Below are 8,233 nucleotides of genomic sequence, written 5' to 3'. Positions count from 1 at the left end.
GTGAGCTGGAGGATGCCGGCAGCCACCGTCGCACCCCCCAGGGCCACGCCAACGAGGACCAGCACCAGGGCGATCACGGCGAGGCGAGCGACCGCCGCACCGGCGACGGAAGGCCCGCCCCACAGCGAGGCGACCTCCCCCTCGTCGAACGGCAGGCTCGAGCCGACGAGCAGCGTCCCCACGACGACGGCGTTGAGCACGGCAGGCCCCGCGGAGTCGCGCATCTCAGACGAACCCGAGAAGGGTCTTCAACGCCTCGTTCGACCAGGAGTCCGTCTGCTGGAACAGCTGGTGCGCCGCGATCAGGTCGTCGCGGCCGTCCGTCAGGTCGTTGCCGATCTGGCGCAGCCTCGTGATCACCAGCTCCTGCCCCTCGCGCAGGGTGTCGAAGGGGTTCGTCAGGGTGCTCGACCGGGCGAACAGCCCGCTGTGGAGCGCGATGTCGGGGATCGGTGCCTTGGCGTGCCGGGACAGGTCGAGCAGCGCGCTCTTGGTCTCCTCGATCTCCTGGTCGCTGATCGAGACCATCCCGACCGCGTCGCCCTCGACCGCCGGGGACAACGCGGAGCGGGTGTCATCCTCCAGCGAGGTCGTGATGTCGGCGCACACCCGCACCAGCTCGCCCATGCCCTCGTTGAAGTCGTCGGTGAACTCCTCGAGACCACCGTGCCCACCGACCCAGCTGTTGTGGACGTCGACCGGCCGCTCACCGGAGAACGAGTACGACGTGCCGCTCGACGAGCCGTAGGCCTCCTTCGCGCCGCCGATGGCGCCCTTGACGACATCGACGACACCGCCCCCGGGCAGCACGCTGGTGACGAGTCCGAGCGTGTCCCACGCCGCCGAACCCGAGCCACTGCCCCCCGGCTTGGCGCCACGGAGAGTGTCGCGCAGGGCCTTGACCAGGTCGAGGATGCTGGCCTTCGCACGGTTGATGGCATTGGCGTCCGCGGCCCCGACGCCGGCGACGTCGATCAACCGGTGGCGGAGGTTGTGGCTGAGGATCTCCCGCGTGGCGCCGTACTTGTCATAGAAGGCGTTGAACGTGCGGCCGTAGTTGGAGCCGGTGTCGTCCCGCTCGACGTCCTTGAGCCAGGTGTCGAGATCGGGCACCACGTCGAGATCGGGGTCCTCCCAGTTGATCTGCCAGGCGCTCTCGAGCATCGTCTCGCACGCGAGGACGAGGTCACCCTCCTCCGGCAGCGAGCGCCACGGCGCCAGCCAGTCGCGGAGGATCTTGCCGTAGTTCTCGTACTCCTGCTCCGCCTCGTCGATCGTCCAGTCGCTGACCTGCGCGCCATAGAGCGGATCGGGCGCATTGCCCGTCGTCGGCGAACGCCACTTGACGTGCGTCCCGGCGATGACGTCGCGCATGCACCAGCCGCCGTCGATGTCGCCGTAGCGGTCGATGTTGACGAGGATGCCGCTGAGCCAGTCGGCTCCCCAGTCCTCCATGCGCCAATGCACCCAGGCGTCGACATAGGCCTGGACGGCTTCTTCGGTGTAGGTCTCCAGCTGTGCGAGGTAGTCAGTCATCTGTGGTCCCGAGATCGATGATGGATGGCTCTTGACCTATTGCCGGACTCGGCCGTCCGGAAACCCGCGCAGTGACGGTGTCCGCTCACCCGCCGGCGGTCATGATGGCGTCATGGCACTTCCCCGGCACCGGACCCGTGCTGCCGTCATCGCCCTGGTGGGCACCGGCGCTCTCGCTGCCTGCGGTCCGGACGCCGGACTCCGGTCGGCCGAGCCGAGTCCACGCCCCGAGCCGACCGTCACCAGCACGCCGTCGGCCCACCCGCTTCCCGGTCCGTACGGCGTCGCCCGCAACGACCTGCGCGAGGACTCGGTCTATCCCGCCATCGGCGAGCCGGTCGTCGACGCGCTGCACTACGACCTCGACCTCACGTGGGTCCCCGACCGCGACCTGCTGATCGGGAGGGAGACCATCCTCTTCCGGGCCGCCGCGACGTCGACGACGATCCCCCTCGACCTCAGCAGCGAGCTCGAGGTCGCACGGGTCCGGCTGGACGGACGGCCGGTCGACTTCGAGCACACCGGGACGACTCTCGTCATCGAGCAGCCGGTGACCGCCGACGACGAACACCAGCTCACCCTGGCCTACGAGGGCACTCCGGCCCCGACGCCGGCGCCCAGCGAGCGCAGCGACTTCGAGCAGGGACTCGGCTGGAGCATCACCGACGAGCACGAGACCTGGACCCTGCAGGAGCCCTACGGCGCCTTCACCTGGTACGCCGTCAACGACCACCCCTCCGACAAGGCGCTCTATGACTTCGCCCTGACCGTCGACGAGCCGTGGTCGGGCGTCGCCAACGGCCAACTGGTCGACACCGTCCGCCGCGCAGGCAGCACGACCAGCCACTGGCACCTCGCGGAGCCCGCGGCGTCGTACCTCGTCACCGTGGCGTTCGGCGACTTCCAGCACACCGATCTGACCTCGGCGAGCGGCGTGCCGCTCCAGGTGTGGACCGATGTCGATGGCGAGGCACTGCCCGGCGAGACGGCCTATCTGCCGGAGGCGGTGGACTGGGTGGAAGGCATCCTCGGCCCCTATCCGTTCGACAGCCTCGGGATCCTCGTCGTCGACAACACCAGCGGCATGGAGACCCAGACCATGATCACGCTGGGCGACACGGCCTACAGCCTGTCGGCGGCCACGATCGTCCACGAGGTCGTGCACCAGTGGTACGGCGACACGGTCACCCCCGACGACTGGTCCGACGTGTGGATGAACGAGGGCATGGCGATGTATCTCCAGGGCGTCTGGGAGGCCGAGCAGGAGGGCACGAGCGTCGAGGAGAAGATGGACGGCTGGGCGGAGTTCGAGCCCGACCTGCGCGCCGATGCGGGTCCGCCCGGTGCCTACGACCCGGAGAAGTTCGGCTCCAGCAACGTCTACTACGGCCCGGCGCTGATGTGGCAGTCGTTGCGTGAGCGGATCGGCGACGACGCCTTCTTCGAGGTGCTGCGCGAGTGGCCTGCCGCGCGGGCCAACGGCACGGCCGACCGCACGGACCTCCGCGACTGGATCGAGGACACGACGGGCGAGGAACTGTCGGCGTTCTTCGACGACTGGCTGCTCTCCGAGGAGTCGCCAGCGGACGACTGATGCCTACTCGGCGGCGGAGGACTGCTCGTAGAGGCAGGTGAAGGTGATCGTGAACAGGTCGGCGAGCACCGTGGCGTCGGGGTTGCCCCCACCGCTCTCGTTGAACTCCAGGTCGTCGTCGAGCAGGCCGGCATCCTGCAGCCCGTCGATGCCGTGCTTCTCGACCAGGCCGCGGGCGGTGCAGTCCGCGCCCGCTGCGTCGAGCTCGCCGTCGGCCTCGAGCGCTGCCGCGATGTTGGCGATCGCGGTCTCCTCCTCCTCGGAGCCGGTGAACCCCCGGGGACTGGTCTGCCCACTCGGGGAGGCCGAGCCGGACTCCTGACCGGAGCCGCTGCTCGACGGCACCGGGTCGCTTCCGGCCTCCGGATCGTCGTCGCCGCGGCCGATCAGCACGACGGCCAGGACCGTCAGGACGACGAGAGCGACCACCACCGACAGGACAGCGGCGACGACGCCGGCGCGCCACCGGCCGGGCGATCCGGACATCGCGAGGACGGAGCGGAGGTCGTCGCGCACCGCGGCCGCCGTCGGATAGCGCTGGCCGGGGTTCTTCGCCAAGGCCGTCGCCAGCACCCGGTTGAGCTCGCGATCGGCGGCCGTGCGAGCCGGCAACTGCGGGATCGGGCCGTGCACGTGGGCATCGACCACCTGGAAGTCCGAGGTCCCGGAGTACGGCGCCTGGCCGGTCAGGGTCGCCCAGAGCAGGCAGCCGAGCGAGTAGACGTCGCTCGCCGGCCCTGCGGGCGCGCCCTGGTGCAGCTCGGGCGCCATGTAGGTCGGCGTACCGGCGACGACGGGACCCGAGGCGCTGATGATCGTGTGCGGGCCGCCGACCTGCCGCGCGATACCGAAGTCGGCGAGATAGGCCACGGTGTCGGTGCCACGTTGGCGCAGCAGCACGTTGGCTGGCTTGATGTCGCGGTGGACCAGACCCACGCGATGCGCCTCGGACAGGCCGTCGGCCACCTGGGCGATCAGCTCGACCGCCATGGCGGTCGGCGGCGGGCCGTGCCGCCGCAGCATCGTCCCCAGGTCGCCGTCGGGGATCAGCTGGCTGGCGATGTAGAGCCGGCCGTCGGCCTGCCCGTGGGAGAAGACCTGCACCACGTGCGGCGAGTCGAGGGAGGCCTGCGCCTGGGCCTCGCGGACGAACCGCGACCGGAACTCGGGGTCGCCGGCGAGCGGGATCGCGATGACCTTGAGCGCCACGTTGCGGTGCAGCGTCGTGTCGACGGCCTCATAGACGGTGCCCATGCCGCCGCGCCCGAGCTCACGCACGATCCGGTAGGGACCGATCTGGTCGCCCGGGGCCGGGGCGCCGAGATGTGGGGGCTGGGACACGGGACCGTTTCTACCCCGATCCGCTCCCCCGACGCGAACCGTCCTCCACCGATGTCGCCGGCACGTCAGAAGAGCAGGGCCGTGCCCGGGTCCTGGAGGATGCCGGCGACGTCGGCGAGGAACCGCGAGCCCGTCGCACCGTCGATGTGCCGGTGGTCGAAGGACAGCGACAACGTCATCACCTGCCGTGGCACCACCTGGTCGCCCACCACCCACGGCTGGGGCTTGATGGCGCCCAGGCACAGGATCGCGGACTCGCCGGGGTTGATGATCGGTGTGCCGCCGTCGACGCCGAACACGCCGACGTTGGTGATCGTGAAGGTGCCACCGGCGAGGTCCGCCGGCGGAGTGCGCCCCTCACGCGCGAGCGCCGTGAGCGACTCGAGGGCCGCGGCGAGCTCGACGAGGGAGAGCCCGTCGGCGTCCTTGACGTTGGGCACGACCAGACCGCGCGGGGTGGCGGCAGCGAAGCCGAGGTGGACGTAGTCCTTGACCACGACCTGCTGGGCCGCCTCGTCCCAGCTGGAGTTGATCAGTGGGGTGCGGCGCATCGCGAGCACGCAGGCGCGCGCAGCCACCAGCAGGGGGCTGACCTTGATGTCGGCGAACTCCCGCCGACCGCGCAGGCGCTCGACGAGCTCGACGGTCGCGGTCGCGTCGAAGGTCAGCCACTCGGTGACGTGCGGCGCCGTGAACGCCGAGGCGACCATCGCGGCTGCCATCTGCTTGCGGACGCCCTTGACCGGCTCGCGGGTCTCCCTGGTTGCCCCGACACCGGTGGTTTCGAGGCTCGTCGCTGGGGCTCCTCGCACCTCGACCGCCGGAGGGCCTGCCGGAGCGACCGACGTGGAGCCGGCGGCGGCGAGGACGTCCTCCTTGCTGACGGTGCCCCGCGGACCGGTCGGGACGACGCTGGCGAGGTTGATGCCGAGGTCACGCGCGAGCCGGCGTACGAGAGGCTTGGCGAGGGCACGGGCGACATGGGCGGGGGGTGCGGTGGTTTCGAGGCCACTCGCTGGCGCTCGCGGCACCTCAACCACCGACGTTTCCTTGCGGGGGCGGCGCTTCAACGCCCGCTGCTTCGGGCCGTAGCCGACGAGCGTCGCCTGGCCGACGGGCGGGACGTTGGTGTCGATGATCTCCGGGCCCGGCCGCTGATCGGACCCCGCGCCCTCCGTCCCACCTCGCCCAGCCTCTTCTCCCACTTCGCGGTCGCCGATGCGGATGATCGGGGTGCCGACCTCGACGGTCTCGCCCTCGGCGACGAGGAGCGCGAGCACCTCGCCGGCGTACGGCGAGGGCAGCTCGACGATCGACTTGGCGGTCTCGATCTCCACCACCACGTCGTTGATGGCGACGGTGTCGCCGACCTTGACCCGCCACACCACGATCTCTGCCTCGGTGAGGCCTTCGCCGACGTCGGGCAGCTTGAACTCGGAGGCCACTGCTTGCGGCATCACACTCGTCATCGTTCCTCCTCAGAACCCGAAGGTCCGGTCGACGGCGTCGAGCACCCGGTCCAGGTCGGGCAACCAGGCCTCCTCGATGCGGGCCGGCGGATAGGGCGTGTCATAGCCGCCCACCCGCAGGACCGGGGCCTCCAGGGCGTGGAAGCACTCCTCGGTGACCCGGGCGGCGATCTCCGCGCCGAGGCCGAGGGTCAGGTGCGCCTCGTGGACGACCACGAGACGGCCGGTGCGCCGGACCGACTCGATGACCGGGACCAGGTCGAGCGGCGAGAGGGTGCGCAGGTCGATGACCTCCAGCGACCGGCCCTCCTCGGCGGCGACGGGGGCGGCGTCGAGGCACGTCGAGACCGTCGGTCCGTAGGCGACCAGGGTGGCGTCGGAGCCGGGGCGGACGACCCGCGACTGCCACAGCGGCGCCGGGTCGGCGTCGGTGTCCACGTCGGCCTTCGTCGAGTGGTAGAGCCGCTTCGGCTCGAGGAAGACCACCGGGTCGTCGGAGCGGATCGCCTGCTGGATCATCGCGTAGGCGTCGGCCGGGTTCGAGCACGCCACGACCTTCAGCCCCGGCGTGTGGACGAACTGCGCCTCGGGCGACTCCGAGTGGTGCTCGACGGCCCCGATGCCGCCGCCGAACGGGATCCGGATCACCATCGGGATCCGGATCCGGCCCTGGCTGCGGAAGTGGAGCTTGGCGACCTGGCACACGATCTGGTCGTAGGCGGGGTAGACGAAGCCGTCGAATTGGATCTCCACGACCGGGCGGTAGCCGCGCATCGCCAGGCCCACCGCGGTGCCGACGATGCCGGACTCGGCCAGCGGCGTGTCGATGACCCGGTCGTCGCCGAAGTCCTTCTTGAGCCCGTCGGTGATCCGGAAGACGCCGCCGAGGGTGCCGACGTCCTCCCCCATCACGACGACCTTCTCGTCGTCCTCCATCGACCGGCGCAGTCCGGCGTTGAGAGCCTTGGCCAGCGACATCGTGGTGATGCTCATGCCGTCACCTCCTCGAAGGACGCAACGTGGGCGTCGTACGACGCCTGCTGGGCCGCGAGCTCGGCCGTCTGCTCGGCGTGGACGGCGTCGAACACGTCGTGGAGCGAGGGGTCCGGGAGCGCATGGCACTCGCGGCGCATGCGCTCACCCAGCTCGTCGGCGTCGGCCGCGACCTGCTCGACGAAGCCGTCGTCGGCGAGGCCGTTGCGGCGCAGGTAGGCCTCGACCCGCGCGATCGGGTCCTTGAGCTTCCAGCGCTCGACGTCGTCGGTCAGCCGGTAGCGCGTGGGGTCGTCGGTCGTGGTGTGGGCGCCCATCCGGTAGGTGTAGGCCTCGATCAGGGTCGGGCCCTGACCGTCGCGCGCGCGCTGGAGGGCGGCCCGGGTGACGGCGTAGGTCGCCAGCACGTCGTTGCCGTCGACCCGGACACCGGGGAAGCCGAAGCCCTGGGCACGGCGATAGAGCGGGATCCGCGACTGCCGCTCGAACGGCTCGGAGATGGCCCACTGGTTGTTCTGGCAGAAGAACACCACCGGGGCGTTGTAGGAGGCCGCGAACACGAAGGCCTCGTTGACGTCGCCCTGTGAGGAGGCGCCGTCGCCGAAGTGGGCGACGACGGCCGTGTCGCGATCGGGATCTCCGGTGCCGACGGCGCCGTCGCGCTGGACGCCCATGGCATAGCCGGTCGCGTGGAGGGTCTGGGCCCCGATCACGATCGTGTAGAGCCCGAAGTTGTGCTCGGCGGGGTCCCAGCTGCCCTGGTCGACACCGCGGAAGAGGGCGAGGAGGCGGACCGGGTCGACGCCGCGGCACCACGCGACGCCGTGCTCGCGATAGGTCGGGAAGACGAAGTCCTGGGGACGCAGGGCGCGCCCGGCGCCGATCTGGGCGGCCTCCTGGCCGAGCAGCTGCGCCCAGAGGCCGAGCTCACCGTGGCGCTGCAGCGCGGTCGCCTCGATGTCGAGCCGGCGGACCAGCACCATGTCGCGATAGAACGCGCGCACCTGGTCGGCGCTGAAGTCGAGGTCGAAGGTGGGGTGGTGGACCCGCTCCCCCTCCGGCGTCAGGAGCTGGACGAGCTCAGGGTCGGTGTCCTGCGCGGGCGCAGGTCCGAAGACGGGGTCGGTCATGGCCACTCCTCACACCCTCGCCGGCGGGGTCTCCGCGGCTCGGCTGAATCGGTCGTCGGTCCGGATCTCCCCCCAGGGATGGCGGAGGGATGTGACCCGGACCACAGTCAGGTTCACGATACCCGCCGCCGGGGCGTGAGGAGCAAATGGCGCTCGTCACGCCCCGGTGC

At 70.8% G+C, this 8,233-nt stretch carries 7 protein-coding genes; 1 reads left to right on the top strand and 6 read right to left on the bottom strand.

Annotated features, from left to right (window positions below; all coding sequences use genetic code 11):
- Positions 1-224: hypothetical protein (locus E9934_RS19710; RefSeq protein WP_158295040.1), on the bottom strand; the 224-nt coding region annotated here is incomplete at its 3' end.
- 1 nt (position 225) lies between these two features.
- Positions 226-1,536, bottom strand: a complete 1,311-nt coding sequence (locus E9934_RS16570) for a hypothetical protein (RefSeq protein ID WP_136564010.1) — start codon at positions 1,534-1,536, stop codon at positions 226-228.
- A gap of 112 nt (positions 1,537-1,648) precedes the next feature.
- On the opposite strand from E9934_RS16570, the gene E9934_RS16565 reads away from it, so the two are divergent.
- On the top strand, positions 1,649-3,130 hold the full coding sequence (locus E9934_RS16565) for a M1 family metallopeptidase (RefSeq protein ID WP_136564009.1): 1,482 nt from the start codon (positions 1,649-1,651) through the stop codon (positions 3,128-3,130).
- Positions 3,131-3,133: 3 nt separating this feature from the next.
- On the opposite strand, the gene E9934_RS16560 is transcribed toward E9934_RS16565, so the two are convergent.
- The 4 genes from E9934_RS16560 to pdhA all read right to left on the bottom strand — a co-directional run bounded on the left by E9934_RS16560 (position 3,134) and on the right by pdhA (position 8,063).
- Complete coding sequence (locus E9934_RS16560; protein ID WP_136564008.1) at positions 3,134-4,471, bottom strand: serine/threonine-protein kinase; 1,338 nt, start codon at positions 4,469-4,471, stop codon at positions 3,134-3,136.
- Positions 4,472-4,536: 65 nt separating this feature from the next.
- Positions 4,537-5,940, bottom strand: a complete 1,404-nt coding sequence (locus E9934_RS16555; protein WP_238695017.1) for a dihydrolipoamide acetyltransferase family protein — start codon at positions 5,938-5,940, stop codon at positions 4,537-4,539.
- A 9-nt stretch (positions 5,941-5,949) separates the two neighbouring features.
- Positions 5,950-6,933: an alpha-ketoacid dehydrogenase subunit beta gene (locus tag E9934_RS16550; protein ID WP_136564007.1), complete on the bottom strand. Its 984-nt coding sequence runs from the start codon at positions 6,931-6,933 to the stop codon at positions 5,950-5,952.
- Positions 6,930-8,063 (bottom strand): pyruvate dehydrogenase (acetyl-transferring) E1 component subunit alpha, encoded by a 1,134-nt coding sequence (pdhA, locus tag E9934_RS16545; protein WP_136564006.1) that lies wholly within the window; start codon positions 8,061-8,063, stop codon positions 6,930-6,932. The genes E9934_RS16550 and pdhA overlap by 4 nt, the downstream gene beginning before the upstream one ends.
- Between the last annotated feature and the right edge of the window lie 170 nt (positions 8,064-8,233).

The sequence above is a fragment of the Nocardioides caeni genome, from assembly GCF_004912195.1.
GTDB lineage: Bacteria > Actinomycetota > Actinomycetes > Propionibacteriales > Nocardioidaceae > Nocardioides > Nocardioides caeni.
This window is presented reverse-complemented; position numbering and strand designations above follow the sequence as displayed.

Bases quoted from the DNA above. Each gene is read 5' to 3' on its own strand.
- E9934_RS16565 (WP_136564009.1), top strand. From the start codon at position 1,649: ATGGCACTTCCCCGGCACCGGACCCGTGCTGCCGTCATCGCCCTGGTG.
- E9934_RS16550 (WP_136564007.1), bottom strand. From the start codon at position 6,933: ATGAGCATCACCACGATGTCGCTGGCCAAGGCTCTCAACGCCGGACTG.
- pdhA (WP_136564006.1), bottom strand. From the start codon at position 8,063: ATGACCGACCCCGTCTTCGGACCTGCGCCCGCGCAGGACACCGACCCT.
- E9934_RS16555 (WP_238695017.1), bottom strand. From the start codon at position 5,940: ATGACGAGTGTGATGCCGCAAGCAGTGGCCTCCGAGTTCAAGCTGCCC.
- E9934_RS16570 (WP_136564010.1), bottom strand. From the start codon at position 1,536: ATGACTGACTACCTCGCACAGCTGGAGACCTACACCGAAGAAGCCGTC.